This is a genomic window from Gordonia sp. SL306 (genome assembly GCF_026625785.1).
Lineage (GTDB): Bacteria > Actinomycetota > Actinomycetes > Mycobacteriales > Mycobacteriaceae > Gordonia.
This window is the reverse complement of record NZ_CP113063.1, coordinates 3,773,075-3,792,624: the sequence shown is the minus strand read 5'-3', so window position 1 is coordinate 3,792,624 and position 19,550 is coordinate 3,773,075. Positions and strand designations below refer to the sequence as shown.

The 19,550-nt window shown below is 66.8% G+C and carries 16 protein-coding genes; 6 read left to right on the top strand and 10 right to left on the bottom strand.

Annotated elements, in window-relative coordinates; translation table 11 throughout:
- Positions 1 to 82: 82 nt before the first annotated feature.
- Entirely contained in the window at positions 83 to 973 is an 891-nt protein-coding gene (sucD, locus tag OVA31_RS17405; RefSeq protein WP_164306437.1) for a succinate--CoA ligase subunit alpha, read from the bottom strand.
- Positions 974 to 984: 11 nt separating this feature from the next.
- The gene (sucC, locus tag OVA31_RS17400) at positions 985 to 2,148 is read right to left on the bottom strand and encodes an ADP-forming succinate--CoA ligase subunit beta (protein WP_164306438.1); all 1,164 of its coding nucleotides are present in this window, start codon (positions 2,146 to 2,148) and stop codon (positions 985 to 987) included.
- Positions 2,149 to 2,572: 424 nt separating this feature from the next.
- Here sucC and OVA31_RS17395 point away from each other — a divergent pair, with 424 nt between their 5' ends.
- Entirely contained in the window at positions 2,573 to 3,670 is a 1,098-nt protein-coding gene (locus tag OVA31_RS17395; RefSeq protein WP_420714061.1) for a M23 family metallopeptidase, read from the top strand.
- Between the two features lie 65 nt (positions 3,671 to 3,735).
- Here the strand turns inward: OVA31_RS17395 and OVA31_RS17390 are convergent, their stop codons facing one another.
- Positions 3,736 to 6,249 carry a UvrD-helicase domain-containing protein gene (locus OVA31_RS17390; protein ID WP_267627868.1) on the bottom strand — a complete coding sequence of 838 codons (2,514 nt, stop codon included), beginning with the start codon at positions 6,247 to 6,249 and terminating at the stop codon, positions 3,736 to 3,738.
- Between the two features lie 241 nt (positions 6,250 to 6,490).
- Between OVA31_RS17390 and OVA31_RS17385 the strand changes: the two genes are divergently transcribed.
- The gene (locus tag OVA31_RS17385) at positions 6,491 to 8,089 is read left to right on the top strand and encodes a hypothetical protein (protein ID WP_267627867.1); all 1,599 of its coding nucleotides are present in this window, start codon (positions 6,491 to 6,493) and stop codon (positions 8,087 to 8,089) included.
- 8 nt (positions 8,090 to 8,097) lie between these two features.
- Here OVA31_RS17385 and OVA31_RS17380 read toward each other — a convergent pair whose 3' ends face one another.
- Positions 8,098 to 9,969, bottom strand: coding sequence for a hypothetical protein (locus OVA31_RS17380; RefSeq protein ID WP_267627865.1), 1,872 nt, complete (start codon positions 9,967 to 9,969; stop codon positions 8,098 to 8,100).
- Positions 9,970 to 10,081: 112 nt separating this feature from the next.
- Between OVA31_RS17380 and OVA31_RS17375 the strand changes: the two genes are divergently transcribed.
- The 3 genes from OVA31_RS17375 (at position 10,082) to pgi (ending at position 13,014) form a co-directional block, all read left to right on the top strand.
- Complete coding sequence (locus tag OVA31_RS17375; protein WP_267631577.1) at positions 10,082 to 10,363, top strand: chorismate mutase; 282 nt, start codon at positions 10,082 to 10,084, stop codon at positions 10,361 to 10,363.
- A gap of 133 nt (positions 10,364 to 10,496) precedes the next feature.
- Positions 10,497 to 11,279, top strand: coding sequence for a class I SAM-dependent methyltransferase (locus OVA31_RS17370; RefSeq protein WP_267627863.1), 783 nt, complete (start codon positions 10,497 to 10,499; stop codon positions 11,277 to 11,279).
- 43 nt (positions 11,280 to 11,322) lie between these two features.
- Entirely contained in the window at positions 11,323 to 13,014 is a 1,692-nt protein-coding gene (gene pgi, locus OVA31_RS17365; RefSeq protein WP_267627862.1) for a glucose-6-phosphate isomerase, read from the top strand.
- A gap of 3 nt (positions 13,015 to 13,017) precedes the next feature.
- On the opposite strand, the gene OVA31_RS17360 is transcribed toward pgi, so the two are convergent.
- Entirely contained in the window at positions 13,018 to 13,551 is a 534-nt protein-coding gene (locus tag OVA31_RS17360; protein ID WP_267631576.1) for a hypothetical protein, read from the bottom strand.
- 19 nt (positions 13,552 to 13,570) lie between these two features.
- Between OVA31_RS17360 and OVA31_RS17355 the strand changes: the two genes are divergently transcribed.
- Positions 13,571 to 14,260 (top strand): hypothetical protein, encoded by a 690-nt coding sequence (locus OVA31_RS17355; RefSeq protein ID WP_267627861.1) that lies wholly within the window; start codon positions 13,571 to 13,573, stop codon positions 14,258 to 14,260.
- A gap of 24 nt (positions 14,261 to 14,284) precedes the next feature.
- On the opposite strand, the gene OVA31_RS17350 is transcribed toward OVA31_RS17355, so the two are convergent.
- The 5 genes from OVA31_RS17350 to OVA31_RS17330 form a co-directional block, all read right to left on the bottom strand.
- Positions 14,285 to 15,034, bottom strand: a complete 750-nt coding sequence (locus tag OVA31_RS17350; RefSeq protein ID WP_267627860.1) for an SDR family oxidoreductase — start codon at positions 15,032 to 15,034, stop codon at positions 14,285 to 14,287.
- Between the two features lie 73 nt (positions 15,035 to 15,107).
- Positions 15,108 to 16,148: a pyridoxal phosphate-dependent aminotransferase gene (locus OVA31_RS17345; protein WP_267627859.1), complete on the bottom strand. Its 1,041-nt coding sequence runs from the start codon at positions 16,146 to 16,148 to the stop codon at positions 15,108 to 15,110.
- Complete coding sequence (locus OVA31_RS17340; RefSeq protein ID WP_267627857.1) at positions 16,145 to 17,176, bottom strand: 3-oxoacyl-ACP synthase III family protein; 1,032 nt, start codon at positions 17,174 to 17,176, stop codon at positions 16,145 to 16,147. Before OVA31_RS17340 ends, OVA31_RS17345 begins: the two co-directional genes overlap by 4 nt.
- A complete protein-coding gene (locus OVA31_RS17335; RefSeq protein WP_267627856.1) occupies positions 17,173 to 17,835 on the bottom strand; it encodes an SRPBCC family protein in 663 nt (220 codons plus the stop codon). The genes OVA31_RS17340 and OVA31_RS17335 overlap by 4 nt, the downstream gene beginning before the upstream one ends.
- 11 nt (positions 17,836 to 17,846) lie before the next feature.
- Complete coding sequence (locus OVA31_RS17330) at positions 17,847 to 19,511, bottom strand: thiamine pyrophosphate-binding protein (protein ID WP_267627855.1); 1,665 nt, start codon at positions 19,509 to 19,511, stop codon at positions 17,847 to 17,849.
- Between the last annotated feature and the right edge of the window lie 39 nt (positions 19,512 to 19,550).

Here is a 19,550-nt window from a genome sequence, read left to right as displayed (position 1 = left end):
ACGAATCGTAGCCCCCGAACGAACTGCAGCCGTTGTTCCCGACAAATGGGAACAACGGCTGCAGGTGCGTCGTGCTGGGGCGTCAGAGGCTCTGGTAGAGCTCCCTGGCCAGCTTGGCGGTCTCGCTCGGCGTCTTGCCGACCTTCACGCCTGCGGCCTCGAGGGCCTCCTTCTTGGCCTGCGCGGTACCCGAGCTGCCGGATACGATGGCGCCGGCATGGCCCATCGTCTTGCCTTCCGGCGCAGTGAATCCCGCGACGTAACCGACGACCGGCTTGGAGACGTTCGCCTTGATGTAGTCGGCCGCGCGCTCCTCGGCATCGCCACCGATCTCACCGATCATCACGATGACCTTGGTGTCGGGGTCCTTCTCGAAGGCCTCGATGGCGTCGATGTGTGTGGTGCCGATGACGGGGTCGCCGCCGATACCGATCGCGGTGGAGAAGCCGATGTCACGCAGCTCGTACATCATCTGGTAGGTCAGGGTGCCCGACTTCGACACGAGGCCGATCGGTCCGGTGCCCGCGATGTTGGCAGGCGTGATGCCGACCAGCGACTCGCCGGGGGTGATGATGCCGGGACAGTTCGGACCGATGATGCGGGTCTTGTTGCCCTTGGACACGTTGTAGGCCCACGCATAAGCGCTGTCCTGCACCGGAATTCCCTCGGTGATGACCACCAGGAGCGGAATCTCCGCATCGATGGCCTCGATGATGGCGTCCTTGGCGAACTTCGGCGGCACGAAGGCGATCGAGACGTCGGCGCCGGTCTCCTTCATCGCCTCGGCCACCGTGCCGAACACGGGCAGCTCGACGCCGCCGTCGTGGCTCACCGTGGTGCCGGCCTTGCGCGCATTGACGCCGCCGACGATGTTGGTGCCCGCCTTGAGCATCAGGGCGGTGTGCTTGGTGCCTTCACCGCCCGTGATGCCCTGGACGATGACCTTGTTCGCTTTGTTCAGAAAGATCGACATGGCTCAATTCCTCACTTGCTCGCCAGTTCGGCGGCCTTGTCGGCGCCGGAGTCCATCGTTTCGGCGAGCGTCACCAGCGGGTGGTTCGCATCAGCCAGGATCTTGCGGCCTTCTTCGACCTTGTTGCCGTCCAGGCGAACGACCAGTGGCTTGTTCGCGTCGGAGCCCAGCTTGTCCAGCGCACCGACGATGCCGTTGGCCACCGCGTCGCAGGCGGTGATGCCACCGAACACGTTGACGAACACGCTCTTGACCTGCTCGTCACCCAGGATCACGTCCAGGCCTGCGGCCATCACCTCGGCCGAGGCGCCGCCACCGATGTCGAGGAAGTTGGCGGGCTTGACACCCTTGTGTGCCTCACCGGCGTACGCGACGACGTCCAGGGTCGACATGACCAGACCGGCGCCGTTGCCGATGATCCCGACCTGACCGTCGAGCTTGACGTAGTTGAGGTCGTTCTCCTTGGCCTTGAGCTCCAGAGGATCGGTGGCGTCCTTGTCCTCGAACGCCTCGTGCCCGGGCTGACGGAAGTCGGCGTTGGCGTCGAGGGTGACCTTGCCGTCGAGCGCGAGGATCTGATCGTCGGGGGTGCGAACCAGCGGATTGACCTCCACCAGGAGAGCATCTTCGTTGATGAAGACCTCCCACAGCTTCTGGATGGTCACGGCCGCGGCGTCGAGCACCTCGGCGGGCAGCTTGCCGGCCTCGGCGATGCTGCGAGCGAATGCGAGGTCGACACCCTTGACGGCGTCGACGGGGATCTTGGCGAGAGCGTCGGGATTCTCCTCGGCGGTGACCTCGATCTCGACACCACCCTCCACGGAGCACATGGCCAGGTAGGTGCGGTTGGTGCGGTCGAGCAGGAAGGAGATGTAGTACTCCTCGGCGATGTCGCTCGCCTCTGCGACCAGCAGTTTCTTGACGACATGTCCCTTGATGTCGAGGCCGAGGATCGACTCGGCGTTCGCCACCGCGGCGTCGACGTCGGCGGAGTACTTCACGCCGCCCGCCTTACCGCGGCCCCCCACCTTCACCTGGGCCTTGACCATCACCGGTTTGCCGATTTCCTCAGCAATCTCCCGTGCCCCGGCAACCGTGTCGGTAACGCGGCCGGCCGAGGTGGGCACCTCGTGCTTGGCGAAAAGTTCCTTCGCCTGATATTCGAAGAGATCCATTCAGCTCACCATCTCGTAGGTTTGTCCGCAGAAGGATGTAACACCGCAGGGGTGTATTGCGGGCCATATCGGACTTTAAACCTGCCGCGTATGGCCCCTGTCGGCGCACCCGCCGCTTGTGCGACAGATCACTCGCTCGGTGACCCCTCGCCCACCTCACCACCCTGTCGATCGCCACCCGATCGGGACGTGTTCTCATGGACCGGTTGCCGGGGGGCGAGACCGAACGCGCGTACACCCACGTGGATCCCGAATTCACAGTGGTCGGCTCACGGCGAGCACGGAGTGATGCGGCTCACATATCCGCAGGTTTTGGGCTCGCACCGTTGGACTTGGTGCAATCGATTCGTTACCGTCGGCTGTCAGTTGGTCACAAAAGGATTACGGTCGCCAATCCGGAAGTCCTCGTTAGCAAAGAGATGAGGTGGACGACTTGACGGGACGCGGTAATCCGGACCGACCGGTCACGACCACCGGGCAGTCCTCAGCCCGCTTCACCGATGACCGTTCCGCCACGGACGTCACCACGATCATCCCGATCGACGACTTCACCGACGGCGACACGACGTGGGACTCGGGCACGTGGGACCGCTCCTACCATCCGACCCGCTCCGAGATCACCCAGGACATCCTGATCCCGGAGAGCGAGTTCGACGCCTACGAGCACGACGAGCCGTTCGACGTCGACGGCGCCCGCCCGGACAGCTTCTCGCTCGAGAGCACTGCCGGCAGCGACGAGCGCCCGCTGCACGTCTCCGATGACAAGCCCTTCCGCACGCGCACCCCCCAGGGCGGCTCTGTCCGCCGCGGTGGCAAACACCGCATCAGCGCTCCCCCGGCCGCCCTCAAGGGCGGCCGCGCTGCGCTGATCGCCATGGCGGCAGGCGCCGCCGTCGCCGCGGTCGCACAGGTCGGTTCCAGCGACAGCACGCCCACCACACCCACGAATGCCGCCAACGTCGACACGACCGGCGAGGCACCCGACCTCGGGCCCGGCGTCGCGGCCGCCACCCCGGCGAAGGACATGAACACCTTCACCGACCAATTGGCCGTGGGCAAGCAGCGCGCAGCCGCCGAAGAGCAGCGCGAGAACCTTCTCCGTCGCCCGCTGTTCGAGTCGCCCATCCCGCTCGGCAACTACGACTTCACATCCACGTACGCGAACCGCTGGGGCAGCTTCCACGGCGGGATCGACCTCGCCGCACCTCTCGGCACCCCGATCCACGCCGCCACCGACGGCGTCGTCGTCGAGGCCGGTCCCGCATCGGGCTACGGCAACTGGGTCCAGGTCCAGGCCGCGGACGGAACGATCACCATGTACGGCCACATGGCATCGTCGGGTGTGCTGGTCCAGAAGGGCCAGCACGTCACCGCGGGCGATGTCATCGCACTCGTCGGCAGCGAGGGTTTCTCGACCGGCCCGCACTGCCACTTCGAGGTCTGGAAGAACGGGAACACCAAGATCGATCCCGCACCCTGGCTCGCCGAGCACGGCGTGAAGCTCGCCAACTTCAGCGGCTGATCACACCCTGACTGCCTGGCCGGTCGTCGTCCGCGTGTACACGACGAACCGGGAGCCGGGCGAGCCTAGAGCTTGTCGCCCGGAAGCCCTCCTGCGGTCAGCAGCGTGACCCGTCCGACGTTCCCGCCGAAGTCGAACGTGATGCGTTCCGTCGCACCACTGCCCTCTTTGGCCACCGCCTTGCCCATGCCGTACTTCGGGTGGCTGATTCGATCCCCGACGTCGTAGTGCACCTGCTTGTTCCGGCCCCGCGTCGGGTCCGATGAGTACGACGACCTTCCGCGATCGCCGCCGAAGCCGCCGCCCCCGAAGCCCGAGTCACCACGACCGAACACTCCGCCACTCGAGGACAGGTGTCTGCTCGCCGAGCGGCGCGGTTCGGTCCGTCGCCAATCCAGCAGATGCTGCGGGATCTCCTGCAGGAAGCGGGATTCCGGATTCGACACCGGCTGACCCCAGGACGACCTCATCACCGACCGGGTGAGGTAGAGACGCTCCTTGGCACGCGTGATCCCGACATAGGCGAGCCGTCGTTCCTCGCTGAGCTCGGCAGGGTCACCCAGGGCGCGCAGATGCGGGAAATGGCCGTCTTCCCAACCGGTTACGAACACGACCGGGAACTCGAGGCCCTTCGCGGTGTGGAGCGTCATCATGGTGACAACTCCCTCACCCTCGTCTGGCACCTGATCGGCGTCGGCGACGAGCGAGACCTTCTCCAAGAAGGCCGCGAGCGATCCGGGCTCCGGTTCGCCGTCGTTGTCCGGACGCCCGTCGATCCCATCGTCGTCGACATCTGTCGTGTCGTCGGCGGACAACCCGGCGGCATCGGCACTGAATTCCCTTGCCACTGCCACCAATTCGTTGATGTTGTCGAGCCGGGCGCCGTCCTGGGGATCGCGGGACGCCTCGAGTTCGGTCCGGTAACCGGTCCGCTCGACGATGGCGTCGACGAGCTCACCGATGTCGGCACCCTCCTCCGTGGCGTCGACGACGGCGACATCCTCGCTCGCCTCACCCGCCGCGCCGAAGGTCGCGAGAAAGTCGTTGCGCAGACCTTCGATGAGCTCCACGAATCCACCGATCTGCTTCACCGCACGGGTGTTCAGCAGTGGCACGTTTCCTGCAGCACCTTCCACGAGCGCCTCGTAGAAACCGATCCCCCGATTCTCCGCATGCACCGCCACGCAGGCCTCGGCCCGGTCTCCGATACCGCGGCGCGGGGTGTTGAGAATGCGTCGCAGACTGACCGAGTCGTCGGGGTTGGCCACCACCCGCAGGTAGGCGACGACGTCGCGCACCTCTTTGCGCTCGTAGAACTTCGTCCCGCCGACCACCTTGTACGGGATACCGTGCCGTACAAAGACCTCTTCGAGCGATCGGGACCCCGTGTTGGTGCGATAGAACACGGCGATGTCGGAGTACGAATGGCTCGACGAGCCGCCGATCGAATAGTCGGTGAGATCCTCGATCTCCTTTGCGATGAACAACGATTCGTCGCGATCGGAGTCGGCGACGTAACCGACGATCAGCTCGCCGTCCCCCGAATCAGTCCACAATCGCTTCTCGCGCCGGTTCGTGTTCTGCGCGATGACGGCGTTCGCCGCCGACAGGATCGTCTGGGTGGAGCGATAGTTCTGCTCGAGCAGGATGCTCTCGGCGTTCGGGAAGTCGCGTTCGAATTCCTCGATGTTGCGGATCGTCGCGCCGCGGAACGCGTAGATCGACTGATCGGCGTCGCCGACCACGCACAATTCCGACGGCGGCACCGGCGAGTCGGAGTCCTCGTCGCCGACCAACTCGCGGATGAAGACGTATTGAGCGTGGTTGGTGTCCTGGTACTCGTCGACCATCACGTGGCGGAATCGGCGCCGGTAGTACTCCGCGACCTCCGGATGACGCTGGAGGAGTGCCACGGTCTCGCCTATCAGATCGTCGAAGTCGAAGGCATTCGCAGTCTGCAGGCGGCGTTGATACTCCGCATAGATCTGGGCCACCACCAACACCGAGGGCTCAGCATCGGACGCCGCGGCCAACGCCGCATCGGGATCGATGAGCTCGTTCTTGAGATTCGAGATGTTCACCGAGACGCCACGCGGACTGAACTTCTTCGGATCGAGCTGCATGTCACGGATGATCATGCCCAGCAACCGTTTCGAATCATCCGCGTCGTAGATCGAGAAGTTCGAGTTACGCGCACCGAGCAGTGCCGACTGTGCGCGCAGGATCCGCACGCAGGTGGCGTGGAACGTCGACACCCACATGTACGCGGCACGCGGGCCGACCAGATCGATCACGCGTTCGCGCATCTCGGCGGCGGCCTTGTTGGTGAAGGTGATCGCCAAGATCTGGCCGGGCGTCGTGTCGCGTTCGGCCAGCAGGTAGGCGATCCTGCGCGTCAGGACCGCCGTCTTGCCCGAACCTGCGCCTGCCACGATCAGCAACGGCCCACCGGCATGCAGGACCGCCGCCCGTTGCTGCGGGTTGAGACCATCGAGGAGACGGGCGGTGCGATCGTCGGACGCGATTCCGGTGCCGGAGTCCTGGGAGGTCTGGGCCGTTTCGCGGGTGGAGCTTGTCATCGGGGTTCAGGTTACTCCGGGGCTGCGACACGACCGGATCGGCTCGCCCGCTCCACGCGATCATGCGTCGGCCCGCTCGACCGCTCGCGGCATCCGCGCTCGGTTACGATATGCCCGAAATCGGGAGTTCGGTATCCCCGGGGGTCATTCATCCAGCGCATGTTGCCGACCGCCTTCTCTGTGGTCTGCTGTCATGCGGAGGTCGTCGCGGGCGGTCGCGGCATGTGAAGAGGGGTCTGCGATGAAGCGTCAGTCCAACACCGTCCCCGTGCTGGTGTTCGGTATCGGGCTGCTCGCGCTGATTGCAGCGCTCGTGGGGGCGGTCGTACCGTTCCCGACCGACGGATCGGGCGCGCCCACCGCGGCCTTCACGGCCCAGCAGGAGCTCGACGACGTCGCCTTCCAACTGGGCGGCAGCCCGGGCGCCCGGTACTCGGGATCGCTCACCACCACCGGCGTCGGCGCCGACGCGAAGCCCCGCACGGTCGACTTCACCGACCTCACGGTGGCATCGACCAAGAATGCCGCAGGCACCATCACCTACGAATCGTCGACCGCTCAATACCGTCAGATCGGCAACTACCGCTACGTCAACGGTCCGGCGAAACTGTGGTCCGACCTGTTCGGGACCGCGCCCGTCGCCACCCGGCTCGATCTCGGCGTGACCGACAACAAGTGGAGCAACCTGCGCTACTCCGGTCTGCCGGACCTCGGCTACCTCTTGTCGCCGGTTCTGCTCGCCGGGCGGATCGGAAACACCGAACGCGTCAAGACACCCGAGTTCGGTCTGGAAATACCCGCACCAAACAAGGGACTGCCCGACGCGCGATCCTGGCCGACCACCGATCCCGTCATCACCGGCATCGGCGACGACCGGGTCCGGGTCGGTTCAATGGAGACGACGTTCGATCCGACGACCAAGCGGGTCACCCACATCAAGGGAGAGTTCACCCGCTCGGACACCACCGTCACCGTCGACACCGACGTGACCCTGCTGCCCGCCGGCGAGCTGGGCACGCTGTTCACCGAAGAGCGGTCGCTGGTTCCGCAGCTGACCAGCGTGCCCGCCCCGGCGGTGCCACTGAGCGACAATGCCGTCAACAGCCGCGCCGGCGGCAGCTGCACGCCGGCCTCGTGCGGGTTCGTCATCGCCGTCAACGGCGCACTGGACCCCGACGTCGCGACCGACATGCGCGGTGTGGCCGGTCACGTGAACTTCGGGATCACCGTACGATTCGCCGTCGACGACCTCAGACCCGGTGAGCGCGGCGGGATCTGCTCCCGGGTCGTCAGCACCCCGTTCGGTGGCCGGGCCGAGACAACCTGTGCCGCAACGAACCTTCCACCGGGTTCGCGTGGGGTCAGAACCGACACGTCGGTCCGGTTCCTTCCGTTCGTCGACGTCGGCGCCGCCGAACTGAACGAGTACATCGACAGCCAGGAGAAGTCGTCCACCACGCCGATCACCATGGTGCGCACCGGTTCCAAGAAGTTCGACGCCGCCCGCTACAGCGATCAGGTGGCCGGCTTCCCCAGCAGCTACGGCGTCGAGCAGGGCGACTACGTATTCGACGGCGTCGGGCCCGAGGGAAATCTCTTCGTCTCGTTCGGCCCGGGATACGCGCAGCACGTCGTACTGGGACGGCTGGATCCGAGCTGGCCGGGCACCGCGCTGCTGACCAAGCAACTCAAGCAACAGCTGGCCGCCGCCGGGGATCGCGAGATCACCTACGTCGCCGCGGAGGACGAGGTCGCCACCGCGCTGCGCATCCTGGCGCTCACCGAGGGGGCCAGTCCGGAGAAGCTGAAGGTGTTCTCCACCCCGCTGAACGACGCCTGAGAGCAGGCTCAGCCGACGAGCCTGGCCTCGGCGACCTCGCCGACCCGGCCCTCCCCGGTGTGCAGCGAGAGCCCTGGCGTCACCGGCCGCACGCCGACGTGCCGACCCCGGCCCTCGAGCTGGACATAGGCGACGTGCAATCCGGCGCGCACCGGCACGCGAACGGTGCGGCCGCCGTCGAGCGCCATGTCGACGTCACCGTCCATGTCGGCGCAGTAGCTGACCGCGACTGTCCAACGCCATTGCAGCAGTGGACCATCGAGGACGAGCCGCCGTGGACCCGTCACCTCGGGTCGGCTGCACGACCCCCGGCCCGGCCGGACGGCGCGAGCGGGCGTGACGGCGCCGGGCACCATGTTGCCTGCGTTGTCGAGAACGTTCAGCCGGTCGGTCGTCGCGGCGAAATCCGGACGATCCCGCACACGCCCGAAGGTGTGACTGATCTGATTGTTCGGATACGCAACGGGCAGGAGCACTTCCAGCGGAAGCGACTGATCGAACATCGGATGATCCCGGTTCGCGGCAAGCGAGCGCTTCGCGTTGGCGAGATAGTCCCCGGTCGGATCGTCGCGCCACGACGTCGAGAAGGACACCAGCGAGATCACCGCCGACACCACGGCGAGCGCACCGGCCAGCGGCACGATGACCGGGGCCAGTCGTCGTGACTCCGTGGCACCGCCGTGGCGCGCGGCCTCACCGGGCGCCGTTGCCGGCGACGCGACGATCAGTGCGATCGCGATGGTGATCACGAGCGCGGCGTCGGGGAGGTACCGCATGGTCTGCGCGAGTTCGAGTGCGGTGTTGGCGCTCGATCGGTTCCACAACACCGGAATCTGGGCGCCGACGACGTAGACGGCCGTACACAGCAGGACCGCAGCCGCGCCCCGACGACGTGTGATCGCCCACCACACCAGCGCGGCGAGGACCACCCAGCCCAGGACGATCATCCAGACCGGCGGGAATCCCATGGGCGGGCTCGGCACCCAGCGCTCCCATTCCCAGGGGCCGCCGACCAGTGACGGGATGACCGCGTCATTGATCGACCGCCACACCAGCCTCACGGTCTGCGTCGCCGAGTGCTGCCCCGCGGTCGCGTCGGAGACGGAGAAGAACACCACCGCCCACGCCACGAAGACGACTGCCAGCGACGCCCACAGTGCGCGCGCACTGGTGAATGCCCTGATCAGGGCACTGTCCGGGCGAGGGGGACCGGAATCGACCTCGCTGTCGATCTCCCGCGGGGCGTCGTCGACCGGACGACCGGTGAAACGGGCTGCGAGCACGGCCGCGACGAATGCCACCGGAAGGATGAACAGCGACTTCTCGAAGAACGTCAGAGCGATCACGAACACCACCGACGACCGGATCACGATCATCCGGGCGTCGGGTCGACGGCCACGCGACCTGGTCAGCAGCACCGCGTCCGCGACGATCCAGGCCATCGCGGCCTGCATCGGCAACGTGTTGAGTGCGGCCGCCCACCAGGCGAACGCCGGCACGGTCATCGGGCTGAACAGGTAGAAGGTCAGTGCGGCGAGCGCCGCCACCCCTGCTCGCGGGCCGGCGATCACGCGAATCATCCGCCACACCGAGAGCGAGGCGATGGCCTGCAGCACCATCATGCTGATCGCCGGCACCAGCCAGTTCACCGGCGCGATCACCGTGGACAGGCCCGCCAGCAGGAACGCGGCAGGCATGAAATGCCCGTCGTGGCTGTGGCCGAGGTAGTCCCAGCTGAGGATCGGGAGCGTCGATGCGCGGCCGATCAGCACCAGGTCGTCCCAATAGAAGTTGCCGGTTGCGGCCAGCCATCCGCGGACGACGAGCTGCACGAGAATCAACGCGATGGCAACCGACGACACTGTCCCCCTGCTCAGCATGGGCTCCAGTCTCACGGCCATCGGACCCCGTGGCAAAATCGATCGGGTGACCGACGCCAACACCCCCGACGACAAGGTCGGCGACGATGCGGGCACCACGAGCGGCTTCGACGTGGATGCCTACGACCTGTCCGCCGACGTCACGACGTTGCCCGACGACATCGATGTGCTGCGAGGCGAGATCGATCGCATGGACGCGATGATCCTGGCCTCGGTGAAACGTCGGTCGGCAGTGTCCAAGAAGATCGGGGCCGCCCGGATGGCCTCGGGTGGGCCACGCCTGGTCCACAGTCGTGAGGTGAAGGTCCTCGACCGCTTCGCCGAACTCGGGCAGGAAGGCCACACGTTGGCGATGCTGCTGCTGCGTCTCGGGCGCGGCCCGCTCGGGCGCTGAGGGCGACTCACACGAAACCGCTGCCGCACAGCGCCCTTCTGCAACTGCCGCATTCCTCTTGGACCACATTCCTCTCGGACCACCACGACCGGCGCGATTGACCGTGCGCTCACGTCGGAGTTGAGTGGACCTCATGTTCACGTCGCCCGCCGACGGGTACGACCGCTTCATGGGCCGCTACACCCGGACACTTGCCCCCGCCCTGGTCGACGCTGCGGGAGGAGTTGACCAGGCCGAGCGGGTCCTCGACGTCGGCTGCGGGCCGGGCGGTCTGACGGGTGTGCTCGCCCGGCTGCTGGGCGAGCAGCACGTCGCCGCGATCGACCCGGCTGCCCAGTTCGTCACCGCCTGCCACGAGCGATATCCCGATGCGGACGTCCGTCAGGGCACCGCCGAGGCACTGCCATGGCCCGACGACGACTTCGACGCCGCGTTCTCGTGCCTGGTCGTCGGGTTCATGACCGACGCCGATCAGGGTCTGCGCGAGATGTCACGCGTCACTCGCCCGGGCGGGGTGGCCGCCGCGTGCATGTGGGACCTCGACGAGGGCGGCATGACGATGCTCGAGACGTTCTGGGACGGCGCCCGGGAGCTCGACCCCGACGTCGTCGGCGAGCGTATGCGGGTGGGTGTCAGTCGCGGCGACATCGCCACCCGTCTCCGCCGGATCGGTCTGCGCGACGTCGTCGACGGCGCATTGATCGCTCACGCCGACTACGCGGACTTCGATGACTTCTGGCAGCCGTTCACCTTCGGCGTCGGGCCGGCCGGTGCACATCTGGCGGCCTTGCCGACCGACCAGCAGGAGCAGGTACGCGACCTCTGCCGTCCGCGGCTACCGGACGGACCGTTCACGCTGAGCGCTCGCGCCTGGTTCGCCTGCGGAATCGTCCCGCCGCCGATCGCCGACCGCTGACGTCACGCCCCGTCAGGCGCGCCGACCACATAGGGTGAACGTCATGAGTGACGTCTCCGGCAGTGACTTCGACACGAGCGACCACGACGACATCACCGCGACCCAATCCTGGCAGGCACTCGCCGCGCATCAGCCGCACGTGTACGCGATGCATCTGCGCGAGGTGTTCGCGGTCGACCCCGAGCGCGGGCGGGAATTGACCGTCGACGTCGGGGATCTGCACATCGACTACTCGAAACATCGCGTGCTGCGCGAGACCCTGGAACTGTTGGCGAGCCTCGCGCGCGAGGTCGGGCTCGAGGATCGTCGCGACGACATGTTCGCCGGCCAACACATCAACACCTCGGAGGATCGCGCGGTCCTGCACACGGCCCTGCGTCTACCGGCCGACGCCTCGCTGCATGTCGACGGCCAGGACGTGGTCGCCGACGTCCACGAAGTCCTCACCGCCATGGGCGCGTTCACCGACAAGCTACGCAGCGGAGAGTGGAAGGGGCACACCGGCAAACCCATCACCGATGTCGTCAACATCGGCATCGGCGGCTCCGATCTCGGCCCGGTGATGGTCTATCGGGCGCTGCGTCACTATGTCGACGCAGGCATCCACTGCCATTTCGTGTCCAATGTCGACCCGGCCGACATGGTCGGCACCCTTGCCGAACTCGACGCGGAGACCACGCTGTTCGTCATCGCCTCCAAGACGTTCACCACACTCGAGACGCTGACCAACGCGGCGGCGGCGCGCACCTGGCTCCTGAAGGAACTCGGTGCAGGCGACGACGCGGTGGCCAAACACTTCGTCGCCGTCAGCACCAACGCCGACGAGGTGGCGAAGTTCGGCATCGACACCGTCAACATGTTCGGGTTCTGGGACTGGGTGGGCGGCCGCTACTCCGTGGACTCGGCGATCGGGCTGTCGGTGATGGCCGCGATCGGCAAAGAGCGGTTCGCCGACTTCCTGTCCGGGTTCCACATCGTCGACGAGCACTTCCGCACTGCGCCGCTCGAGCAGAACGCGCCGGTCATCCTGGGCCTGATCGGGCTCTGGTACAACAACTTCTGGGATGCCCAGTCGCGCGTGGTGCTCCCCTATTCCGACGACATGGCCCGCTTCGCGGCGTATTTGCAGCAGCTGACCATGGAGTCCAACGGCAAATCCGTGACAGCACACGGCCATCACGTCACCACCGACACCGGCGAGGTGTTCTGGGGTGAACCGGGCACCAACGGGCAGCACGCCTTCTATCAGCTGCTCCATCAGGGCACCCGGATGATCCCCGCCGATTTCATCGGGTTCGCCGAACCCACCGACGATCTGCCGACCGCCGACGGAACCGGCTCCATGCACGATCTGCTGATGAGCAACTACTTCGCGCAGACCAAGGTGCTGGCCTTCGGCAAGACCGCCGACGAGATCGCCGACGAGGGTGTCCCGCCGAATGTGGTGGCGCACAAGGTGATGCCCGGCAACCGGCCGTCCACGTCGATCCTCGCCCCCCGGTTGACCCCGTCGGTCATCGGGCAGCTGATCGCCCTGTACGAGCACCAGGTGTTCGTGGAGGGGATGATCTGGGGTATCAACCCGTTCGATCAGTGGGGCGTCGAACTCGGCAAGACGCAGGCCAAGGAACTTCTCGGGATCATTGTCGAGGAACAATCGCCTGCGCCACAAGAGGATTCGTCGACCGACGAGCTCGTACGATGGTATCGCGAGCATCGCGGCCGGGCGCGGTGACGATCACTGCCAGCGAGTCTCGTCGAACACTTCGTCGGGGATCTCGTCTCCGGGCTCCACGCCGAGGGCTTCCATGCGGCCCACCAGGGCCGCGGCCACCGCGATGAAGGTGATGAGATCCTGTGGCTCCGTGGACCGTTCCGCCGGATCGCCACCCATGAACTCGAATACCGAAGGCGGCACACAGTCGCCCATGTCGATCGACCGCTGCCCGGTGGCCGTTCGCCAGGCGTCGAAACTGGCGACGTCGACCGCTTCCGCGATGTCACCGGTGCGCACGGCATCGAGAACCTCGTCCACCGAGGTCAGCGGACCGCTGCTGCCACTGGACGCGTCGAAGCCGACCACGGTGTCGGACGACAGTTCCGAGTCGTCGTCGAGCGTGAAATAGACGATGCCACGCCAGTCCGCGCCGAGCGCGGTCACATCGTCGCGCCCGAAGATGTCCGTCAGAAGGTCACCGATCTCGTCACGACGGCGTTCACCGAACAATTGAAACGCGCCATTGGCCACAACCTGCCCCTGCTTTGCCGACACATCGGTTACCTTACGCAACGTGAGACTCTCACCCACGGTGATGTATGCGACCCGCCGCGTGTTGCCCGCGGTGTGCCTGGTGGCTGCGCTGACGACGACCGCGGCGTGCGCGACGTCGACGACCGCCGAGGTCGAGCCACCGACGTCGGTTCCGACCAGCGCCGCGGTCACCGTGCCGGCCGGACAGAGCGCCCGTTCCGCACCGGGCACCGGACTCACCTTCGGGGAAGATGCCGTACTGCCCGCCGATGCGTTCGCGGAGACGGGACCGCTGGCGATGTACACGGTCACCGGGATCACCCCGGCCGAGGGCGTGCCCGAGAACACCACCAAGGGCGGCGCCCCGTACTACCTCTATGTGACGGTGACATCGCTCGCGACCAGGGCGGCAGCGGCGCCGGGTGTGATCGGTCTGAGTGCGAGCGCGGACGGGAGGACCCCCGCATTGACGATGTCCCCCACCCCGGGTCTGGCGAAATGCCCGGTCACCACGCCGCCGCCGCAGATGCGGCGCGGCGAATCGTATGCGACCTGCCTGGTCGCGGTGGCCGACCCGGGTCAGCGACTCCGTCAGGTCATCTACTGGGCCGATACGACGGGAGATCCCGCGCTGGACTACAAATCGTCGCCGGTGGTCTGGTCGCCGACCGGCGCGCCACCCTCGTCGGCAGGCTCTCCGGCACCGGCACCGGCACCGGCACCGGGCTGATCCGAACGGCTGCGACCCCGCGGTCTAGACCATCCGGCGGGTGATGGCCGGCGGGAGATGATGAAGCGCCGCGGCGATCGGTATCCACGGCCACCGCGGCACCGGCGCCCACGAGGATTCGTTCTCGATGGCGGACACCATCGCTCTGACCCCCTGCTCCGTGCCCGTCATCATGGCGGTCTCGACTCCGCGGTTGATGTCGGTCTCGATGTATCCCGGCAGCAAGATCGAGATGGTGATCGCCGAGCCTGCGAACTCCGCCTGCAACCCCTGCCCCAGCGTGGCGAGGCCCGCTTTGGATGCCGAGTACGCCGCCTGCGCCCTGGGCAGTCCGCGGACGGCACTCATCGAGCTGACCAGCACGAGATGTCCGTGATCCTGCGCCCGGAAGATCTCCATCGCGGCCTCGACCTGCGCCAGAGCGCCGACCAGATTCGTCTGCACGGTCTCGATGTTCGCCGATGCCATCCCCGTTCCGATCGGCGCGCCCTTGCCCAGCCCCGCGTTGACGATGACCCTGTCGAGTCCGCCGATCTCGTCGGCGAGCTCAGTGAAGACCCCCGGGACGGAATCTGTGTCGGTGACATCGAGTCGAGCCGTGGCAACCCGCCCAGCCGTCGGTCGCAGCTCGTCGGCCAGCGCATCGAGCCTGTCGAGGCGGCGAGCGCACAAGGCCAGATCGCGCCCTTTGTCGGCGAACTGTCGTGCCATGCCCTCGCCGAGCCCGGAGCTCGCTCCCGTGATCAAGATCTTCTGCCGTGTCGTCGCGCTCACGGCTCACCAACCTACCTGCCGGGGAAGGGGAACTCCGATTCGCAACCGACCGACGATGCCCCGCGTGCCGGCCTCAGGCAGTCAGGGCCGTCAATCGAAGGGCCTGGACGACGTAGTCGATGCCGGCGCGATCGCCGACCGTGATACGCATCCCGTGGTTTCCGCACTCCTTGGTCGCCACGCCGCAACTCCGCAGCAGCCGGCCGATGGCAACGCCCTCGGCGCCCGGCAGGAACAGGAAATTGGCCTGACTCGGCAGGGTCGGGCAGCCGATGGCCGCAAGCATGTCCGCCAATCGCTCGCGCTCCTCCTTCATCGATCGAACACGCTGCGCGAGTTCGACTTCCGCCGCGAGTGCGACCGGGACCGCGGCCATCGCGGCCGGCCCCACCGCGAACGGCACCTCGTGACGGCGCACCTCCGACACCACGCCGATGTCCCCGATGCCGAATCCGACCCGCAGCGCGGCGAGTCCGTAGGCCTTGGAGAAGGTCCGCAGCGCCAGCACATCGTCGCGGATGTCGACGAGCAGATGCAGGTCGGGCGGGTTGTCACAGAACTCGACATACGCCTGATCGACCAGGGTGAGCACCTGCGGCGGCATCGCATCGATGAACTCGTAGAGCGCCTGGGGCGCGACGGTCGAGCCCGTGGGGTTGTGCGGGGAGCACACCACCACCGCCACCGTGTCGTCGGTCACCGCGGCCCGCAGCGCATCGAGATCGAGGCTGCCGTCGTCGGCCAGGGCCACTCCGTCGACACGCAGGCCGACCATCTCCGCGAGGATCGGGTATCCGTCGAAGGTCGGCACCGCCGTCACCAGCGACGGCGCGCGGATACCGGCTTCCGCGGCACGGCGCATACAGACCTGAAACGCGGACAACGCGACTCCGGTGGCGCCCGCGCCCACGGTCACCTGCCGGTGCGGTACACCGAGGTGGTCGGCGATCTGGCCGCGAGTCCGATCCGGCAGGAAATCGGGATACCGGTTGGCCTCGGCCATGACGTCGCCCAGCACCGCGGCCACGGCCGGCAGTGGCGCATAGGCAGATTCGTTGAGGTCGAGCCGGGCCAGCGGCCACGGCTCGTCTGCCGGATCGAGCGGCGGACTCATGGACGGCCACCCCAGCGGAGAGCGGCTGCGGCGGCGAAATCGCCTGCGTGCGCGAACGCGGCAGTCATCACCACCTCGCCCTCCCGGATCCGACCGTCGGTGATCGCCGTGTCGAGCGTGACCGGGATACCGACCGCGAACAGATTGCCGCACTCGTCGAAGGTGTCGGGGTGCCGATCCTCCGGGAGCTCCAGCGCCTCACGCCAATTGCGCAAGAAGATCCGGTTCGGCTGATTGGTGACGAACCAGTCGAGATCGGCGGGAGCGATGCCGATGGTGTCGGCCACCTCGATCGCGACCTCGGGCACCATCCGATTGCCACGGGCGAGAACCTTCGCGATCTTCGCCTCGGTGAATCCGATGTGAATCTGTCCCGGACCGGCCTCCCAGTACTTTCGCTGCGGCTCGGACACCCCGGTCATGTCGCCCGAGTACTGGCCGTATGACCGGCAGGTCAGACCCAGGACCGGGCTGCCGCGATCGCCGTCGAGGGTGAGAACGGCAACCGCCGAACCGTCACCGGGGATGGCCGCCTGTGCCTTACCGCGTACCTGTTCCTGGGTGAACACCTGCGCCGCGCTGTTCTGCGCGAGTCCGAGCAGCGCCCGTCGACCGCCGTTGGCGCGCAGCAGAGCCGATGCGAGGTCGATCATGTGGATGAACGCCGCGCACCCGCCGTTGTGTACGTCGAGAACGGTCGACGGCCGCAATCCGAGCCGATGCGCCACCTCGCCACCGCAACCGCGGACCGGTACCTCGGGGAGCTGACTGTGTGTGAGCACCACGTCCACGTCGTCGAAGAAATCGTCGCCGTGCCGCTCGGTGAGCACACGCGCCGCGGACAACATCATGTCGGCCGAGGTCTCCCCGTCCGCCGCATGATGCCGGAACGCGGGCGCCCGGAACATCACGTTGTCGACGAGATCGTCGTCCTCCGCGAACTGCGCGTAATAGGCTGCGGGCACCCTGTTCTCCGGCAGATAGGTGGCCAGATCGACCAGCATCGCTTGTGGTGCAGCATATGTCATGATCGCATCCATTCCGGGGTGATGGGCAGGCCGTTGTGGTGCCGGTACTCGGCGATGGCCGTGAGGTTCTCGAGTTCGAGTTGGTGACCGGCGGAGAACATGTCCCAGAAGTCCCCCACCCACACCGGACGTTCCGGCGGTGCCGTCTCGGGATAGGGGTTCTCGTCGTAGAACGGGTGATGGCAGTTGTTCCACAGGACCACCGACCCCGGTTTGTCCAGCACCACCTGGGCGTCCACCACCCGCATCAGGTAGATCATCCAGAGATGCTTGCCCTGATCCCACGCACAGTGGTAGTCGACCGTCATCGCATGGGGATTGGCGATCGTGCGGGTGTAGATCTCGGTGTGATCACCGAGGCGGTCGTGCCCGAGCCACAGTCCCGGTTCATCGGTGGGGACGAATCCGCGCAGACTGTAGGTCCACTCCTCCAGAGACCGCGTGTCCGACAGCCAGCTGTACAACTCACGAGGTGGTGCGTCCACATACCCCTGCACCGGGCAGTAGTCACCGTAGATCTGCTGATGGGGATAGACCGACCGCAGCCGGTCCACGAGCACCGGTGTGGCCACCTGCCGAGGATGACTCTCGATTCGGGTGATCCCGGGCAGGGTCGTCGCGTCGTCGCCGAGGTCGGCGAGGGGGGTTGTCACGGTCATGCGCGGTCCTTTCAGAGAAACGGGGCGAACGGGGGCACTTCTTCGGGATCGACGTCGATCACCACGCAGTTCGGGCCATCCGCGGCGAAGAGCTCGGCGCAGCACTCCCCGACGTCGTCGATCTCCGTCACGTGGCGCACCACGAGATCGGCGAACATCGTGTCGACACCCGCTGCGATGGCGGTCGGGCGGAACCGATTGACGGTGGGCGTGTCTGGAAAGTAGAGACGATCGCGGGTGACGCACATCCCGTGTGCGTCGTTGTTCAGGATGATCAAGCTGAGCGGCGCATCGTGCTCGATGGCCGTGTGGATCTCCATACCGTGCATGAAGAATGCGCCGTCACCGGCGATCACGATCGAGCGCGACCGATCGTCGACTACGGCGCACCGCACCGCATTACCCACACCCGCCGCGATCGCATGCCCCATCCCGCCCATCCCCAGCGCGACCGTGAACCGCTGCGCAGGCGAGAACGGCAGGTGATGCAGAGCTGCAGCGCCGGCGTTGCCCGCGTCGGCGAACACCGCGCACACCGGCGGCAGCTGCGCACCGATCGACTCGATGACCGTCTGCACACTCGGTCGGGTCGATCGAGCGCGCGGCACCGGTAGGTGGTCGATGGTGATGTGCGGGGGCGCCGGCGATCGCGACATCTTCGCGCCGACCAGCTTCCCCAGCATCCGTATCGAGTGTTCGAGATCGTCTGTCGCGATCTGGGTACAGTCCCCGAATCGCGCATCGTGACGCCCGATGGAGGTCAGGTCGGTCGAACGGAGTACATCGTCGAGTCCGGCCCGATCGGTGACCGACATCCGGCACCCGATCGCGACCACCATCTCGGCTGCACGGACGGCGACGTGCGCGCTCGGGTGGCCCATCACGCCGGTGACCCCGGCGAAACCACCGCCGGCGGGGAGCACGTCGCGCCCTCCCGGTGATGCGACCGTGACTGCTCCGACGCACTCCGCGAGTTCACATATCTGTGTGCCGAGCCGCTCCCAGGACGCCTGCTCACCGACCCACAGACAGACACGTCCTGGCGCCGTCGCAGTTGCCGCCATGCGCTCGGCCAAAGCTTCGAGAGGGCCGTCGTCGATGGACGCGCCCGCTTCCGGATGCACGTCCGGGTGGGTCGGGGGCGATCCAGGCATCGGTGCCGCCTGTACGTCCTTCGGGATGATCAGCACGGCCGGCAGTCCACGCTCGAGTGTGTGGGACGCGGTCGCGAGCGCAGCAGCCATCGTCTCCGGCGACGAGACCTCGGCGCACGACCCACTCACCGCGGCCATCAACGCAACCAGGTCGATCGTGTCCGGAGGGTTCAACATGTCCTGGAATGCGCCGTGACCGACCAAACTCGTTGGTGCGCTACCGATCAGGGCCAACACGGGCACTCGGCTGTCGTACGCCTCGGCCAGTGCCGGCACGACGTTCATCGCTCCGCCGCCCGAGGTCGTCATCACCACACCGGGCCGGCCGGTGATCCGTGTCGACCCGTCCGCCATCGCCCCCGCGGCGAACTCGTGTTTGGCCACCACAGGGCAGATCCCGACATCCTGCGCCGCCGCGTACATGTCCTCGATGTTGGCGCCGTGGACTCCGTACGCTACGCGCACGCCGCGATCATGGAGCACCTGCATGAGATGCCTCGCCGTCGACCGGTCTCGCGCCATGTGACAACCATGCGTCGCCCGCCCTGAAGGTTTGCTGAA

Coding starts and splice junctions, on each gene's coding strand:
- sucD (WP_164306437.1), bottom strand. CDS start 973: ATGTCGATCTTTCTGAACAAAGCGAACAAGGTCATCGTCCAGGGCATC.
- sucC (WP_164306438.1), bottom strand. CDS start 2,148: ATGGATCTCTTCGAATATCAGGCGAAGGAACTTTTCGCCAAGCACGAG.
- OVA31_RS17390 (WP_267627868.1), bottom strand. CDS start 6,249: ATGACAAGCTCCACCCGCGAAACGGCCCAGACCTCCCAGGACTCCGGC.
- OVA31_RS17385 (WP_267627867.1), top strand. CDS start 6,491: ATGAAGCGTCAGTCCAACACCGTCCCCGTGCTGGTGTTCGGTATCGGG.
- OVA31_RS17380 (WP_267627865.1), bottom strand. CDS start 9,969: ATGCTGAGCAGGGGGACAGTGTCGTCGGTTGCCATCGCGTTGATTCTC.
- OVA31_RS17370 (WP_267627863.1), top strand. CDS start 10,497: ATGTTCACGTCGCCCGCCGACGGGTACGACCGCTTCATGGGCCGCTAC.
- pgi (WP_267627862.1), top strand. CDS start 11,323: ATGAGTGACGTCTCCGGCAGTGACTTCGACACGAGCGACCACGACGAC.
- OVA31_RS17345 (WP_267627859.1), bottom strand. CDS start 16,148: ATGAGTCCGCCGCTCGATCCGGCAGACGAGCCGTGGCCGCTGGCCCGG.
- OVA31_RS17340 (WP_267627857.1), bottom strand. CDS start 17,176: ATGACATATGCTGCACCACAAGCGATGCTGGTCGATCTGGCCACCTAT.
- OVA31_RS17335 (WP_267627856.1), bottom strand. CDS start 17,835: ATGACCGTGACAACCCCCCTCGCCGACCTCGGCGACGACGCGACGACC.
- OVA31_RS17330 (WP_267627855.1), bottom strand. CDS start 19,511: ATGGCGCGAGACCGGTCGACGGCGAGGCATCTCATGCAGGTGCTCCAT.